Origin of the sequence: Actinomadura sp. SCN-SB, assembly GCF_043906805.1 — a bacterium.
Lineage (GTDB): Bacteria > Actinomycetota > Actinomycetes > Streptosporangiales > Streptosporangiaceae > Spirillospora.
On the sequence record NZ_JBIMPP010000048.1, the window covers coordinates 47,271 to 61,899 of the forward strand.

14 protein-coding genes and 1 pseudogene are annotated in these 14,629 nt (G+C 72.0%); all 15 read right to left on the reverse strand.

What is annotated here, in order from left to right:
- Positions 1-116: 116 nt before the first annotated feature.
- A complete protein-coding gene (locus ACGWYJ_RS26720) occupies positions 117-821 on the reverse strand; it encodes an ABC transporter ATP-binding protein (RefSeq protein WP_395109071.1) in 705 nt (234 codons plus the stop codon).
- Positions 818-1,600 carry an ABC transporter ATP-binding protein gene (locus ACGWYJ_RS26725; RefSeq protein ID WP_395109072.1) on the reverse strand — a complete coding sequence of 261 codons (783 nt, stop codon included), beginning with the start codon at positions 1,598-1,600 and terminating at the stop codon, positions 818-820. Before ACGWYJ_RS26725 ends, ACGWYJ_RS26720 begins: the two co-directional genes overlap by 4 nt.
- The gene (locus ACGWYJ_RS26730) at positions 1,597-2,622 is read right to left on the reverse strand and encodes a branched-chain amino acid ABC transporter permease (protein ID WP_395109073.1); all 1,026 of its coding nucleotides are present in this window, start codon (positions 2,620-2,622) and stop codon (positions 1,597-1,599) included. The genes ACGWYJ_RS26725 and ACGWYJ_RS26730 overlap by 4 nt, the downstream gene beginning before the upstream one ends.
- Positions 2,619-3,491 carry a branched-chain amino acid ABC transporter permease gene (locus ACGWYJ_RS26735; protein WP_395109074.1) on the reverse strand — a complete coding sequence of 291 codons (873 nt, stop codon included), beginning with the start codon at positions 3,489-3,491 and terminating at the stop codon, positions 2,619-2,621. Before ACGWYJ_RS26735 ends, ACGWYJ_RS26730 begins: the two co-directional genes overlap by 4 nt.
- Before the next feature lie 11 nt (positions 3,492-3,502).
- A complete protein-coding gene (locus ACGWYJ_RS26740; protein WP_395109076.1) occupies positions 3,503-4,702 on the reverse strand; it encodes an ABC transporter substrate-binding protein in 1,200 nt (399 codons plus the stop codon).
- A gap of 313 nt (positions 4,703-5,015) precedes the next feature.
- Complete coding sequence (locus ACGWYJ_RS26745) at positions 5,016-5,873, reverse strand: PaaX family transcriptional regulator C-terminal domain-containing protein (RefSeq protein WP_395109077.1); 858 nt, start codon at positions 5,871-5,873, stop codon at positions 5,016-5,018.
- 150 nt (positions 5,874-6,023) lie between these two features.
- On the reverse strand, positions 6,024-7,571 hold the full coding sequence (gene paaZ / locus ACGWYJ_RS26750) for a phenylacetic acid degradation bifunctional protein PaaZ (protein ID WP_395109079.1): 1,548 nt from the start codon (positions 7,569-7,571) through the stop codon (positions 6,024-6,026).
- The gene (locus tag ACGWYJ_RS26755; protein WP_395109080.1) at positions 7,568-8,308 is read right to left on the reverse strand and encodes an enoyl-CoA hydratase/isomerase family protein; all 741 of its coding nucleotides are present in this window, start codon (positions 8,306-8,308) and stop codon (positions 7,568-7,570) included. The genes paaZ and ACGWYJ_RS26755 overlap by 4 nt, the downstream gene beginning before the upstream one ends.
- Positions 8,305-9,786 carry a 3-hydroxyacyl-CoA dehydrogenase gene (locus ACGWYJ_RS26760; protein WP_395109081.1) on the reverse strand — a complete coding sequence of 494 codons (1,482 nt, stop codon included), beginning with the start codon at positions 9,784-9,786 and terminating at the stop codon, positions 8,305-8,307. Before ACGWYJ_RS26760 ends, ACGWYJ_RS26755 begins: the two co-directional genes overlap by 4 nt.
- A 9-nt stretch (positions 9,787-9,795) precedes the next feature.
- Positions 9,796-10,314, reverse strand: a complete 519-nt coding sequence (locus tag ACGWYJ_RS26765) for a gamma carbonic anhydrase family protein (RefSeq protein WP_395109082.1) — start codon at positions 10,312-10,314, stop codon at positions 9,796-9,798.
- Entirely contained in the window at positions 10,314-11,174 is an 861-nt protein-coding gene (locus ACGWYJ_RS26770; protein ID WP_395109083.1) for an amidohydrolase family protein, read from the reverse strand. Before ACGWYJ_RS26770 ends, ACGWYJ_RS26765 begins: the two co-directional genes overlap by 1 nt.
- Positions 11,174-11,512 carry a ferredoxin gene (gene fdxA / locus ACGWYJ_RS26775; protein WP_395109084.1) on the reverse strand — a complete coding sequence of 113 codons (339 nt, stop codon included), beginning with the start codon at positions 11,510-11,512 and terminating at the stop codon, positions 11,174-11,176. Before fdxA ends, ACGWYJ_RS26770 begins: the two co-directional genes overlap by 1 nt.
- A gap of 58 nt (positions 11,513-11,570) precedes the next feature.
- The gene (locus ACGWYJ_RS26780) at positions 11,571-12,560 is read right to left on the reverse strand and encodes an NAD(P)/FAD-dependent oxidoreductase (RefSeq protein ID WP_395109085.1); all 990 of its coding nucleotides are present in this window, start codon (positions 12,558-12,560) and stop codon (positions 11,571-11,573) included.
- Positions 12,557-14,131, reverse strand: a complete 1,575-nt coding sequence (locus ACGWYJ_RS26785) for a benzoate-CoA ligase family protein (protein ID WP_395109086.1) — start codon at positions 14,129-14,131, stop codon at positions 12,557-12,559. The genes ACGWYJ_RS26780 and ACGWYJ_RS26785 overlap by 4 nt, the downstream gene beginning before the upstream one ends.
- Positions 14,132-14,148: 17 nt before the next feature.
- A pseudogene (locus ACGWYJ_RS26790) lies at positions 14,149-14,629 on the reverse strand (benzoyl-CoA 2,3-epoxidase subunit BoxB); the annotation flags it as partial.

Genomic DNA, 14,629 nt, shown 5'->3' on the forward strand with positions numbered 1-14,629 from the left:
GTGCGCGGCCGGTCGTGCGGTAGGGCGAACTCGCCGAACAGCCGTTCTCGTCGGGTGAAGGGGCGGGCACGCTGTTCTGGTGATGGGGGGTGTGCCGGAAGAGCTGCTCCTCTTGGTCAGCCTACGCCGAGGAGTTTGTGGGCTCGGTCGCGGTCGGCTCGGAAGTCGGTGAGGGGGCCTCGATGGACGATGCGTCCCTTCTGCATCACCGCCACGTCGTCGGCGAGGCGGAAGGCCAGGTGCAGGTCCTGCTCCACCAGGACCGCGGCGATGCCTTCGCCGCGCAGCCCTTCCAGGAGTTCGGCGACCTGGTCGATGATCGCCGGTGCCAGTCCGTCCGAGGGCTCGTCCAGCAGGAGCAGGCGCGGATCGCGCAGGAGCGCGCGGCCGATCGCCAGCATCTGCTGTTCGCCTCCGGACAGTTGGTCGCCCCGGTTGGTTCGGCGCTCGGCCAGGCGGGGCATCAGGTCGTAGATTCGCTCAGGCGTCCACCGGCCTGGTTTCCTGCCCGCGGCGATGCGGAGGTTCTCCTCCACCGTGAGCGGCGCGAACACGCGGCGTCCCTGAGGGACGATGGCGACGCCGTTGCGCGCGACGACGTGGGCGGGTGCTCCGGCGAGCTCACGGTCGCCGATGAGGATGCTGCCCGCGTACGGCTTGATCATGCCCATGATCGTGTGGACGAAGGTGGTCTTGCCGACGCCGTTGCGGCCGAGCAGCGCCACCACTCCCCCGGCGGGCACCGTGAAGTCGACGCCGTCGAGCACGGTGGTGCCGTCATAGCCCGCGCTCAGTCCGCGTACGGTGAGCAGGTCCGTCATCGCGACGCTCCGGAATCGGTGAAGAGATCGTCGGTCCTCGCCGCGCCGAGGTAGGCCCGCCGGACGTCCTCGTCCGCGCGGATCCGTTCGGGTGTGCCGGTGGCGAGCACCTTGCCCAGGTGCAGGACGGTGACGCGGTCGGCCAGGCGGAACACCACGTCCAGGTCGTGTTCGACGATCAGGATGGTGAGGTCCCGGGGGAGCCGCTGCAGCAGGTCCACGAACCGCTCCGTCTCGGCGGCGGACATGCCCGCGGTGGGCTCGTCGAACATGACCAGGGAGGGCTGGGCGGCGAGCACCATCGCCACTTCGAGTTGCCGCCGCTCGCCGTGCGACAGGGCGGCGACCTTGTGGTGCGCGCGTCCGGCCAGCCCGACCGTTTCCAACTGGCGGCGCGCCTCGGCCTCGGTGCGCTTGAAGCGCCGCGCCGCGCGGTGGAAGCGGTGTGCGACGCCATGCACGCGCTGGACCGCGAGGGCCACGTTGTCCTGGACGGAGCAGTCCAGGAACAGGCTGGAGTGCTGGAAGGTACGCAACAGGCCGCGCCGCGCCCTGTCGGACTCGGACAGGGACGTGACGTCCTCACCGGCGAACAGCACGCTGCCCGACGTGGCCCGGAGAGTCCCGGCCACCGTGGCGAACAGCGTCGACTTGCCCGCTCCGTTGGGGCCGATGAGCGCGTGGCGTTCGCCCGCCCGCACCGTCAGATCCACCCGGTCCACGGCCGTGAGCGAACCGTAGGAGCGGGTCAGTCCCCGCAGTTCCAGTACGGCGGTCATCGGGCTCCCTTTCCGCGCGCCCTCTGGAGGCCGGTGAGACCGGCGACACCGCGGGGCAGCACGAAGACGACGATCACGAACATCAGGCCGAGCACCAGAGGTCCGTGTCCCCCGATGTAGCCGGAGAGGTTGTCGCGGACGAGCAGGACCAGCGCGGCCCCCAGACACGGGCCCCACAGGCTGCCCGCGCCGCCGATGACCACGCTGAGCAGGGCGAGCGCCGCCACGTCGAACCCCATGTCACCGGGCGAGACGAACCTGGCCTGCGCGGCCCACAGCGCGCCGCCGGCCCCCGCGACGGCGCCCGCCAGGCAGAACACGCTGTAGCGGGCGAGCGCGGGCCGGTAGCCCAGCGCGCGCATCCGGGACTCGTTGTCGCGCACGCCACGCAGCGTGCGGCCGTACGGAGACCTGGCGACCAGCGCGACGCCCGCGAACACGGCGACCGCGACCACCAGGACCCACCAGTAGACGAGCCCCGGCGCCAGCAGCGGGGAGCCTCCGAAGAGGGTGATGGGCGGCATCCCGCTCAGCCCGTTGCTGCCGCCGACCGCCGACCAGGTGTCGGCGAGCTGGTGCACCGACTCGCCGATCGCGAGCGTGAGCATCAGGAAGACGATGCCGCGGGCGCGGACGGCCACCCATCCGGTCAATCCGGCGGCGGCCAGTCCCATCGCCAGCCCGGCGATGACCTGGACCAGCGCGTCGGAGGTGATGTGCAGGCCCACCAGGACGGCCGTGTACGCGCCGACGCCGAAGTAGGCGGCCTGGCCCAGCGTGGGCAGTCCGGTGACGCCGGTCAGCAGGTCCACGCTGAGGACGAGGACGGCGAACGCCAGGATCCGGGTCATCGTCGTGATCGGGAAGGGGCCGAGCACGAGCGGGGCGGCGGCCAGTACGGCCAGGACCGCGAGGGCGACCGGTATCCGCGCGCGGTGCGGCCGGATGCCGGCGGGCTCGTCCGGGCCGTTCGCGGTCATGCGTGCGGTGTCCGGTCCGGCCGGAGCGTCGACCGCCTTCATGCGTGCACCGCCGATCGGGCCGGCAGCAGGCCGGCGGGGCGCAGCAGGAGCACCACGGCCATCGCCGCGAAGATCAGGAACGAGGCGAACTCGGGCAGCAGCGTGGTGCCCAGCGCCTGCACCTGCCCGATCAGGACGGCGCCGAGCAGGGCACCGCGTACCGAGCCCAGGCCCCCGATCACCACCACGACGAGCGCGAGCAGCAGCACCTTCTCGTCCAGTCCCGGCTGGGCACCGAGGATCGGACCGGCCAGCACGCCGCCGGCCGCGGCCAGCGCGGCACCGGCGGCGAACACCCCGACCAGGACGCGGCCGGTGTTGATGCCCAGCGCCGACACCATCGCGCGGTCGCTGACCGTGGCGCGGATGACCGAGCCGAGCGCGCTGCGTTCGATCAGCAGGTAGACCGCGACGGCCAGCACGATCCCGAACCCGATCACCAGCAGCCGGTAGACGGGGTAGGTCGCGCCGAAGATCTTCACGCCGTCGTCCACGGGCGCGGGCGCGGCGATGGAGCGCACGTCGTTGCCGAAGGCCAGCGACAGCAGTTCGGCCACCACCAGGGCCACGCCGAGGGTCAGCAACGCCTGGTCGAGGTGCTGCCTGGTGGTGCGGGTCAGCCCGGCCAGGGCGCCGCCGAGCAGCGCCCCGACCACGGCGGCCGCCAGCACGGCCAGGACGAAGGCCATCAGGCCGGTCCCGTCCCCGGCGAGCGCGACGGCGACGTACGCGCCCGCCAGGTAGACCGCGCCGTGGGCGAGGTTGAGCACGTCCATCATCCCGAACACCAGCGACAGGCCGAGGGCGATCGCGAACAGCAGCGACCCCATCGACAGTCCGTTCAGGACGCTCACCAGATAGGTGTCCATGACCGCCGGGCTCAGCTCAGCTCGCTGACGACCGCGTTGACCATGGTCCCGCCGCTGGAGCGGACCTCGCGCAGGTAGTACTTCTGCTGGGCGTCGTGGGCGGTGTCGAAGGTCCACGATCCGCGGGGGCTGTCGATGGGACCGACCTCGCCCAGCGCCTCGGCGAGTTTCTGCCCACCGGCGCCCTTGGTCTTGGCCAACGCCTTGTCGAGCGCCGCCGCCGCGTCGTACGCCTGCACGCTGTAGACGGTGGGCGGCTCGTTGAACGCCTTCTGGTAGGCCGCCACGAACTCCTTGTTGCGCGGGGTGTCCAGCTCGGCCGAGTAGTGCAGGGACGTCTTGGTCCCGACCGCGGCCTGCCCCTGGGCCTTGAGCACGTCGCCCTCGGTCAGGAAGCCGGTTCCGTACAGGTCGATCTCATCGGACAAGCCGAACTGCTTGTACTGCTTGACGAAGCTGACCGCCTCGGCGCCGGCGTAGAAGGCGTACACGGCCTTGGCGCCGGAGCTGCGGATCGCCGACAGGTACGGCTGGTAGTCCTGGGTCTTGCCGAAGGGGGTGTACTTCTCCCCGGCGACCTTGCCGCCCGCCGCCTCGAACGCCTTGCGGAACCCGGCCACCATCTCGCGTCCGGCGGCGTAGTCGGCGGCGATGAGGTAGACGCCGCCCTTGGCCTCCTTGGCGACGGCCGGGCCGAGCGCGGCTCCGACCTTGCCGTTGGCGAAGCTGGTGCGCCACACGTAGTCGGACTTGCGGCCGGCGGTGATGGCGTCGGCGCCCGCGTTGGCCACCAGCAGCGGCTGCTTGGACTCGGTGAAGAAGTCCCGCAGGCCGAGCGCGGTGGCGGAGTTGACCACTCCGACCACGGCGGTCGTCCGGTCCTGGGACACCAGCTTCTGCGCGGCGGGCACGCCCGTCTGCGGCCCCTCTCCCTCGTCGGCCTCGACCACCTCGGCCTCGCTGCCGCCGAGCTTGCCGCCGTGCTGGTCGAGGTAGAGCTTGAAGCCGTCGCGCATGTCCTGCCCCAGAGGCGCGTAGACGCCGGACAGCGGGATGAGCAGACCGATCTTCACCGGGCCGCCGGACTCTCCACCTCCAGACTGGTCGAGGCTCGAGCCTCCGCATGCGGACAGCGCGAGGGCGCCCGCCGTCAGCGCGGCGACCGCTGGGGCCGGACGCAACGTGCGGGCAATGGCGGATAGGACGCCCATGGCAGTTCCTCCAAATCATGGGGTGGTGTGACACGCCCCACTGGTGCGCTCAAAATCTACAGATTTCATGCGTCACGTCAAGAGTCTGTAATCAATTGGAGGCCGGGGGTGCTACCGCCTCAACCTCGAACAACGGGCGGGACGCACGACATAAGTGCTCCGTACCGGCATGCCAATGTTGACGAATCTCGGAGAGACACGTCACCATGAAGGGTTTGCGCTCGGCGCCTACGGCTCGCGGACCCGGCGCGCGATGCCGTTCACCTCACCGACGGGCCGCCACGGCACCGGGGCTTCGGATCGAACTCCCAGGTCACCCGTTCGCGGCCAGCTCCGCCCAGCGTGCTTGGGCGGAGTCGTGCCACTGCCGGTGCAGGTCCTTGAAGACGTTCGCGGCACGCACCCCGATCCAGTGCGGCGGCAGCAGGTCCAGGGGCAGCTGCGGATCCAGCCTGGGGAACCGCCGCCAGGCGTGCACGAGACGGGTCTGGTCGAGCAGCACCTCATCACCGGGCGCCGGCCGCATGCCCGCGAACTCCCGTACGAAGTCCTCGTAGGCGGCGGCGAGCTCGCCCAGATGCCACGCCTGCTCGACCATTTCCGACTCTGAGCCGATTCCGCCGAACGGGCCGCAGAACGACAGCACCTCGGCGTCCAGCCCCAGGCTCTCCACCACCTGCTTGGCCTCGGGCTCGCGGGAGACGTGCGGGCTGATCCACACTCCCGGCGCCGGGCTGCCCATCCCCGCCCAGGTCAGGCCGTTGCGCAGGCGGTGGCGCAGGTCGCGCTTGGTCTCGGGGACGCTGGCCAGGAGCACCAGCCAGCGTCCGTCCCAGGACTCGCGATCCCGGCCGAAGGAATAGATCCGCTCGGCGCCCTCGGTCAGCAGCGCGCGGCCGTGATCGGTCAGGGCCCAGCGGACCCGCCGCCCCACGCGCTCGGACACGATCCATCGGTCGGCCGCCAGCCGGGTCAGGGCCTGGCGGGCCGACTTCTCCTCCACGTCGAGCCCCGCCAGGACGTGCAGCAGTGTCGAGGTCCACACCGGCGCGCTGTGCGGCAGGACGAACTCGCCGAACACCGTCAGCAGCAGGGCCTTGGCGCCCCCCGCACCCCTCTGCCTGCGGAGGCTTACGGGTGGGACGCGGGTGTCCTCTTCATCATGTGACACGGTCGGCGAGTTACCCCTGAGCTATGGACGGCGTGGAAAGGGCCGCTGTCTAGATTACAAGGGCCCGGCAGGGCGCCCAGTTCGGTGTAACACACCGCAGGGGCGGATGGTCCCCGCCGCGACTCCGGCGGCGGGGCCATCGGAGCCCGGTCATGCGAGGTCCGCCAAGAGACCGGGGTGCGCCTGGACCGCGGTGCGGCGCAGGTACGGGCGGAGCGCTCGCAGACCGCCCAGTTCCTCTCCCCCACCGGCCCGCCCCGGCCCGCCGTGGATCAGCTGCGGCATGGCGACGCCGTGGCCCGTCGATTCGGCGGCGTCGTGACGGTTGAGGACGAGCAGCCGGCCGTGCCAGGGGGCGAGTGCCGTGACGAGCGTCCGCGCGACCTGGTCGTCGGCGGTGACGATCGATCCCGCGAGGCTGCCTCCTCCCCGGGCGGCGATCTCGGCGGCCTCGTCGAGCCCGCCGTACGGCAGCAGCGTGCTGACGGGGCCGAACGCCTCGACCTCGTGCGGAGCGGGGGCGGCGGGGTCGTCGCAGCGCAGCAGGATCGGTGAGAGGAAGGCGCCGCGTTCGGCGTCGGCGCCGGTGACGTCGACGCGCGCCGGATCACCGAAGACGATCTTGGCGTCGGCCGAGAGGCGGGCGACGGCGTCGCGCACCTCGTCGCGCTGGGCGAGGCCGACCACCGGCCCCATGTCCACGTTCTCGTCGGCCGGGTGGCCGACGACCGTTCCGCGCAGGCGTTCCATGACCGCGTCGGCGACGGCGTCCGCGTGGGCGGCGGGAACGAGGGCGCGGCGGATCGCCGTGCACTTCTGGCCGGCCTTGACGGTCATCTCGGTGACGAGCTGGTCGACGAACAGGGCGAACTCCGGGTGATCCGGAGTGACGTCGGGTCCGAGGATGGAGCAGTTGAGCGAGTCGGCCTCGGCGTTGAACGGCACGGACCGGCCCGCGACGACGGGGTGGGTGCGCAGTGCGAGAGCGGTGGCGGCCGAGCCGGTGAAGCCGAGGGTGTCCTGGGCGGTGAGGGCGTCGACGAGCCCGGCGGGCCCGGCGCACAGCAGCGAGAGCGCGCCTTCGGGGAGGATGCCGGACTCGATGATGCGCCGGACGACGAGTTCGGTGAGGTAGGCGGTCTGCCCGGCGGGCTTGACGACCGAGGGCATCCCGGCCAGGAACGCCGGTGCGAACTTCTCCAGCATGCCCCAGACGGGGAAGTTGAACGCGTTGATCTGCACCGCCGCGCCCAGGCGGGGAGCGAGGATGTGGCGTCCGGCGAAGGTGCCGCCGCGGCCGAGCGGTTCGGTGTCCCCGTCGGGCAGGACGGTCGCGTCCGGTAGTTCGCGGACGCCCTTGCTCGCGTAGACCGCGAGGGTGCCGATACCGCCGTCGACGTCGACGGCGGTATCGCGGCGGGTGGCGCCGGTGCGGGTGCTGAGCTCGGCGAACTCCTCCAGGTGGCCGCGCAGGTGCTTGGCCAGGTCCTTGAGGACGGCCGCGCGCCGGCGGAAGGTGAGGGCGCGCAGGGCCGGGCCGCCGACCTGGCGTGCGTACGCCAGCATGGCGGCGGGGTCGGGGCCGGTGGCCGGCAGGAGGGCGACGGTCTCGCCGGTGGCGGCGTCCAGCAGGGGTTTGGCCGGGCCGCTGCCGTCCTGCCAGGTGTCCTGGGTGTAACTGCGCAGTACGGGCGTCATCGGTTTCTCCGCTCCAGGAAGGCCGTCATGCGGGTGTGCTTGTCCTCGCTGTCGAACAGCAGGGCTTGTGCGGCGATGTCGAAGGTCGTGGTGGCGGGGCGTCGGCTGCGCAGGGCGAGCTTGGTCAGCTCCAGGGCTCGCCATGAGCGCTTGGCGATGGTGTCGGCCAGTGCTTTGCCGCGTTCGGGCAGGGCCTCGCCGTCGTCGACGACCTCGTCGACCAGGCCGGCGGCGAGCGCCTCGCGGGCGTCGACGCGGGCTCCGGCGTAGAGCATGCGGCGGGCGGTGGCCAGGCCGGCCAGTTGCGGCAGGCGCCAGTTCGCTCCGGCACCGGCGATGATGCCGAGGGATGGTTCCGGCTGCGCGAACACCGCGTTCGGTGAGGCGATGCGGAAGTCGCAGGCCAGGGCGAGTTCGCAGCCGCCGCCGAGAGCGGGCCCGTCGATCAGCGCGATGGTGGGCCAGCGGTGGGCCTCCAGCCGTTCGAAGAGCCCGGCGTTGATGGCCAGCAGCGCCGCGTCGGCGTCGCGGTCGCGCAGTTCGGCGATGTCGGCCCCGGCGGCGAAGACGCCGGGGGTGGTCGAGTGGACGATCAGGACGCACGGGTGGTGGCGGGCTTCGGCCAGCACCGCGTCCAGTTCGTCGACCATGGCCTGGTCCAGGGCGTTGTGTTTGGACGGCCGGTCCAGGCCGATCCACCAGATGTGGTCCTCGCGGTGCACCCGGGTCAGCGTCATGCGAGTCGTCCTCCGGACAGGGCGCGGCGGCGCAGCAGCGGGCTCGGGCGGTAGCGCGGATCGCCGTAGCCCTGGTGAAGGTTGGTGACGATGGCGTGGACGGTGTCGGCGCCCCAGCGGTCACCCCAGGCGAGCGGGCCGAGGGGGTGGCCCGCGCCCAGGCGCATCGCGGTGTCGATGTCCGCCGCGTCGGCGACGCCTTGGTGCAGGGCGTCGGCGGCGAGGTTGACGAGCATGGCGACCGTGCGGGTGACGATGAGGCCGGGCGCGTCGTCGATGACGTGGACGGCCAGGCCCGCGGCTTGGAGCAGGCCGGTCGCCTCGCGGAGGGCGTCGCCGGGGCAGCCGTCACTGGCGGCGGCGGCGATCGCGGTGGCGGTGGTGTCGTCCAGAGTCCGGTCCACGACGATCACCGGGGCGCCGTGCCGGGCGGCCAGCTCGGTCGCGGTGACGCCGGTGCCGCGAACCAGGAGCGCGCCGCCGGGCAGCTCCATCACCCCCGTGTCGCGGCATCCGTCCAGAACGGGGACGCCTGTGCGTGCCATGAGGGCACGGAGGTCGGCCGCGCCGTGGTCGATCACCTTCGGCGGCGCGGAGCACGGTGGTGCGGTGGCGGCGGACGATGGGCCGCTCTCGCCGCCGTAGCGGTAGACACCCTGTCCGGTCTTGCGTCCAAGGCGTCCTGCCTCCACCAGGTCGCGTTGCGCACGGGAGGGCTCGAAACGCGGGTCCTGGGCGAAGGCCGTCCACACTGAACGCGTGACCGCCTCGTTCACGTCGTGGCCGATCAGGTCCATGAGCGCGAACGGGCCCATCGGGAAGCCGGCCGCGCCGGTCAGAACGGCGTCGATGGTCTCAGGCGGGGCGGCCCGTTCCGCCAGCAGCCGCCACGCCTCGGCGTAGAAGGGCCGGGCGACGCGGTTGACGATGAAACCTGGGGTGGGCGCGGCGCGGACGACGGTCTTGCCCCATCCGGTGACCAGGTCCGCGGCCCGGTCCGCGACGTCGGCCGCGGTGCCGGCGCCGGAGATCACCTCGACCAGCCGCATGCGCGGTACCGGGTTGAAGAAGTGCAGTCCGAGGATGCGCTCGGGATGGGCGGCGCCGGCCGCGATCGCGGTGGGCGACAACGAGGAGGTGTTGGTGGCCAGGACGCAGTCGGGGGCGACGACGCGCTCCAGGTCGTTGAACAGGGCACGCTTGGCGGTCAGGTCCTCCACGATCGCCTCGATGACGATCCGCGCGGGCGCGAGCGATTCCAGGGACGGTGCCGTGGTCAGGTCCAGGGCGCCGGGATCGGCGTCGATCTTTCCGCGCGCCACCAGTGCCTTGACCCGGTCGCGGATCCCGGCGGCCGCGCGGTCGGCGGCGCCGGGATCCGCGTCCAGGAGCAGGACGGGGTGTCCGGCGAGCGCGGCGACCTGGGCGATGCCGGCTCCCATGGTGCCCGCGCCGACGATGGCGACGGTCTCGTGCATGGTGTCCTTTCAGCCGATGCGGCGCAGTTCGGTGCGGTATCGGGCGGCCATGTCCTCGTACAGGCCGACCGCTTCGGCGGTCCATTCGGCCAGGTCGGGCGCCGGTCTGGGCTTGGCGGGGACGCCCAGGGCGACGTGCCCGGCCGGGACACGGGCGTCCTCGGGGACCAGGGCGGCGGCGCCGACCGCGCCACCGGAGGCGACGACGGCGCGGTTCAGCACGATGGAACCGGAGCCGATGAGGCAGTCGTCGCCGATCACACAGCCTTCGAGATGGGCGTTGTGGCCGATCACGCAGCGGTCGCCGATGAGCGTCGGCCATTCCTCGGTGGTGTGCAGGACGGTGCCGTCCTGGACCGACGTCGCCTCGCCGATCTCGATGCGGCCGTAGTCGCCGCGCAGCACCGCCGCCGGCCATACCGACGATCGGGCTCCGATGCTCACCGAGCCGATCACCGTGGCGTCCGGATGGACGAACGCGTCCGGATGGATCCGCGGGACCAGGTCGCCGAGCGCGTAGATCGCCATCAGTGCTCCGGCTTCAGGTTGTAGACGCGGGTGGCGTTGCCCGCCAGCACCAGCGCGGCGGTCCGCTCGTCCGGGCACAGGGCGGCGACGGCGCGGGCGTTGCGGGCGATGCCGGGAACGCCCGGCCAGTCGGTGCCGAAGATCATGCGGCGGGTGAGGCGGTTCCAGTTGTGCTTGGCGTAGTACTCGCGCAGCCGGGACGGGGGCAGGCCGGACAGCTCGATCCAGACCCGCTCGTTGGACAGCGCCATGAACGCCGCCGCGTCGTACCACCAGCCGCGTCCGCCATGGGCGAGCACGACGTTCAGGCCGCGGAAGTCACGCAGGACGTCGTCGAGCAGCACCGGATCGGCGAACCGGTTGGACGAGCCGGGGAAGGTACTGGTGCCGCAGTGCACCACCAGCGGAATCCCGGCCGACTGGCACAGCTCGTAGGCGGGGTAGAGGCTGCGGTCGTTGGCGGCCACACCGGCGTGCACGGGGTGCAGCTTGCAGGCGACGGCGCCGAGACCGAGCTGCCTCTGCAATTCCTCCTCGATCGGGTAGTGCAGGTGCGGATTGATGTTGGCGATCGGTTTGAGGCGGGACGGGTTGTGCCCGGTCACCGGCAGCAGGTCTTCGATCGGCTGGATCCCGGTGGCCTTCGGGCTGTACTCCGACAGCAGCAACGCCACGTCCACGCCCTCACCGGCCAGGTACTCATCGAACCGGTCGGGGACGAGGGCGCCGGAGTCGTCGTAGACGCGCTCCAGCACCGCGTTGTCACCGAAGTCGTGCGCCCACTGCTTCCACGCCGGTTTGAGCGTGGGAAGCCGGGGGGCGTGCACGTGCACGTCGATCAGCGGCATGCCGTCCAGCATCAGCCGGCCCGGTAGGAGGCGACGAGTTCGGTGTCGACACCGAGCGGGCCGACGGCTCCCGCTCCCCCGGCCATGCCGAGCGGCGCGTCCCGGCCGGGCAGCGGCAGGTCGAAGAAGCGGGCGTTGTCGGCGACGAAGTCGCTCTGGTCGGCGGGCACCCGCCGGTCCTGGGCGATCGCCGACACCGGGCACGCCGGCTCGCAGGCGCCGCAGTCGATGCATTCGCCGGGGTTGATGTAGAGCTTGCGTTCGCCCTCGTAGATGCAGTCGACGGGGCACTCCTCGACGCAGGAGCGGTCCATCACATCGATGCATGCCGCGGCGATGACGTACGGCATGAAGTCGTCCTCCTCACAGTTCACTGGGCCGGGCCGGGACGTCGCGGTGGACGGGTGGTCAGGCCAGGGCGGGCACGGCGTCCGAGGAGTGGCCGGGGAACAGCTGCTCCTGCGGGTCGATCAGGACGGCGGCGTTGTTGACGGCGGTGGCCGCCTCGCCGAAGCCGACCGAGATCAGCCGGACCTTGCCCGGGTAGTCGGTGATGTCCCCGGCGGCGAACACGCCGGGCAGGTTGGTGGCCATGGTGGTGTCCACCGGCAGGTACCGGTTGCCGGTCACGTCGATCCCCCATTGGCGGATCGGGCCGAGGTTGGCGGTGAAGCCGAGGGCCGCGATGACCGCCTGCGCGGGCCGGACGGCGCTGCCCTCCGGCCCGGTGATCTCCACCCGCTCGACCCGCTCGCCGCCGTGGACGCCCGTCACCTGCGCCTCGGTGACGACCTCGACGGTGGACGCCATGAGCTGGGCCACGCTGTGGGCGTGCGCGCGGAACGCGGAACGGCGGTGCACCAGCGTGACCGACCGGGCGATGGGTTCCAGGCTCAGCGCCCAGTCGCAGGCGCTGTCGCCGCCGCCGACCACGACCACGTCCTGCCCCGCGTGCGCCTCCAGGGACGGGACGAAATAGGACAGGCCGCGGCCCAGCCACTCGGCGCCCACCGGCAGCGGGCGCGGGGTGAAGGTGCCGATGCCGCCGCTGATCACCACGGCGCGGCAGCCGATCCGCGTCCCGGCCGACGTGGTGACGGAGAGGGCGCCGTCGTCGTCGCGCCGCAGGGTCTGGGCCGCCTCGCCCAGGACGAAGGTGGGATCGAAGCGGGCGGCCTGCTCCATCAGCCCGGCGACCAGGTCACGGCCCTTGACGGCGGGGAAGCCCGCGATGTCGTAGATCGGCTTCTCCGGGTACATCGCCGTCACCTGGCCGCCGGGCTCCGGCAGCGAGTCGACGATCGCGGTCGACAGCCCCCGGAACCCGGCGTAGTAGGCCGCGTACAGCCCGACCGGGCCCGCGCCGACGATGAGCAGATCGCGTTCGATGACGGTCACGACGCGACGACCTCCGCCTGCCGACCGGACAGGACGTCCGCCGCGTGAGCGCGCAGCTCCACCCGGCGGACCTTCCCGGTGGCGGTGGTGGGCATGGCGTCCACGAACACCACCCGCCGTGGCCGCTTGAAGGACGGAAGCCCCGCACGGCAGAACTCGATCAGCTCCTCCTCGGTCGGTGCCGCCCCGGCGGACGTCACCACGTAGGCGACCGGCTTCTCCAGCCCGTCGGCGTCGGCCGCGCCCACCACGACCGCCTCCTCGACGCCCGGATGCGCCAGCAGCCGGGCCTCCACTTCGGCGGGCGAGACCCAGATGCCGCTGGCCTTGAGCATGTCGCCGGTACGTCCCAGGCAGGTGTAGTAGCCGTCGGCGTCCTGGACATAGGTGTCGCCGGTGCACAGCCACTCTCCCTGGAACACCTGCCGGGACGCGGCGTACCTCGACCAGTAGCCGGTCGCCGTCGACTCGCCCCGCACGTACAGCGTGCCGGGCGTACCGGGGGCGACGGGATTGCCCTCCTCGTCAAGGATGCGCAGTTCATAGCCGGGAACCGCCACACCGGTCGTCCCGGGCCGCACGTCCCCCTCCCGGTTGGACAGGAAGATGTGCAGCATCTCGGTCATCCCGATGCCGTCGAGGATGTCCACCCCGAAGTGCTCGGTCCACCGGTGGTACAGGGACGCGGGCAGCGGCTCTCCCGCCGACGCCGACAGCCGCACCCCGCCGAGCGCGTCCGGCGGCAGCCCGGCCCGCAGCATGTTCGCGAAGAACGTCGGACCGGCGAAGAAGAGGGTCGCCCCGTGGGTCCGGGCCCGCTCGGCCAGCACCTCGGGCCGCGACGGCGCCGGTTCCAGGATCGCCGCCGCGCCCACCGACAGCGGGAACAGCACCGTGTTGCCCAGTCCGTAGGCGAAGAACGCCTTGGCCGCCGACAGGCACCGGTCGTCGGGGCGAATGCCCAGGACCTGCTTGCCGTAGGTCTCACAGACCACACGGATCGAGCCGTGCCGGTGCATGGCCGCCTTGGGGCTGCCGGTCGTCCCCGAGGTGTAGAGCCAGAACGCCGGCGTGTCCGCGGTGGTGCGCCGCGGTCCGCCGTCCGGCTCGGCACGGGCCAGGTCCGCGAGCCGATGCACCGGGATCGCCGCCGAAACGTCCGCCCCCTCGGCGGCGAGCACGCCGATCAGGTCGGGCGCGTCGGCGATGGCCCGCGCCGCGACTTCGGCGAAGTCCGCCGACACCGCCAGCAGCCGCGCGCCCGAGTCGCGCAGCAGCTCGGCCAGCCCGTCGGCGCGCAGCATCGTCGACACCGGCACCGGGACGGCGCCGATCCGCAGCGCCGCCAGGAACACCGTGACGAACTCCGGCGAGTCGGCCATGAACATCAGCAGCCGCTGCTCGGGCAGCAGGCCGACGTCGCGCAATCCGGTCGCGGTTCTCCGGACGTCGTCGTGCAGTTGCGCGTAGGTGCGGTCCCCCGACGGGCCGGTCAGGGCCAGGCGGTCACCGTCGCCACTGTCGATGTGGCGGTCGAGCAGGTAGGTGCTGGCATTGAAGGTTTCGATCATCTGGACGCGGTCCCGCTTCAGGCGAGGTGGACGTAGTCGTAGTCGAACGGCTTGCCGTTGATCCCCTGGCGCGGCGGCGCGATCCAGGCGGCGATCTTGCCGCGCTCGTACACCGGCTGCATCAGGGATCGGACGTGCGTCTTGTCGACCTCGGTGGGCAGCCACTCGCCCTTCCGCGCCTCCCACTCCTCGGAGGAGAGGATCTCGCCGTCCGGGGTGGCCTCGATCCCGGCGAACGCGCCCACCTTCCGGTTGAACGCCACATGCGGCAGCCGGAACCGCTGCGGCAGGCCCGCCTCCTCCAGGATCCGGTTCCACCGGTTCACGCCGTTCTGGCAGTCGCCGATGTACTCGCGGCGCAGGTCGGTGTTCAGCCCGACCAGCGCGGGCACCTCGGTCTGCCCGACCTTCCCGTCCACGATGGCGTCCACCATGATCGAGTCGTCGGTGAGCCGGTGGTCGTCCTTGCGCCGCTCCTCGGCCCACCGCCCCTTCAGG

What these genes read in the sequence shown, in the direction of transcription:
- ACGWYJ_RS26760 (WP_395109081.1), bottom strand. Translation starts at nt 9,786, where the DNA reads ATGCACGAGACCGTCGCCATCGTCGGCGCGGGCACCATGGGAGCCGGC.
- fdxA (WP_395109084.1), bottom strand. Translation starts at nt 11,512, where the DNA reads ATGCCGTACGTCATCGCCGCGGCATGCATCGATGTGATGGACCGCTCC.
- ACGWYJ_RS26730 (WP_395109073.1), bottom strand. Translation starts at nt 2,622, where the DNA reads ATGAAGGCGGTCGACGCTCCGGCCGGACCGGACACCGCACGCATGACC.
- ACGWYJ_RS26785 (WP_395109086.1), bottom strand. Translation starts at nt 14,131, where the DNA reads ATGATCGAAACCTTCAATGCCAGCACCTACCTGCTCGACCGCCACATC.
- ACGWYJ_RS26755 (WP_395109080.1), bottom strand. Translation starts at nt 8,308, where the DNA reads ATGACGCTGACCCGGGTGCACCGCGAGGACCACATCTGGTGGATCGGC.
- ACGWYJ_RS26765 (WP_395109082.1), bottom strand. Translation starts at nt 10,314, where the DNA reads ATGGCGATCTACGCGCTCGGCGACCTGGTCCCGCGGATCCATCCGGAC.
- ACGWYJ_RS26735 (WP_395109074.1), bottom strand. Translation starts at nt 3,491, where the DNA reads ATGGACACCTATCTGGTGAGCGTCCTGAACGGACTGTCGATGGGGTCG.
- ACGWYJ_RS26720 (WP_395109071.1), bottom strand. Translation starts at nt 821, where the DNA reads ATGACGGACCTGCTCACCGTACGCGGACTGAGCGCGGGCTATGACGGC.
- ACGWYJ_RS26740 (WP_395109076.1), bottom strand. Translation starts at nt 4,702, where the DNA reads ATGGGCGTCCTATCCGCCATTGCCCGCACGTTGCGTCCGGCCCCAGCG.
- ACGWYJ_RS26770 (WP_395109083.1), bottom strand. Translation starts at nt 11,174, where the DNA reads ATGCTGGACGGCATGCCGCTGATCGACGTGCACGTGCACGCCCCCCGG.
- ACGWYJ_RS26725 (WP_395109072.1), bottom strand. Translation starts at nt 1,600, where the DNA reads ATGACCGCCGTACTGGAACTGCGGGGACTGACCCGCTCCTACGGTTCG.
- paaZ (WP_395109079.1), bottom strand. Translation starts at nt 7,571, where the DNA reads ATGACGCCCGTACTGCGCAGTTACACCCAGGACACCTGGCAGGACGGC.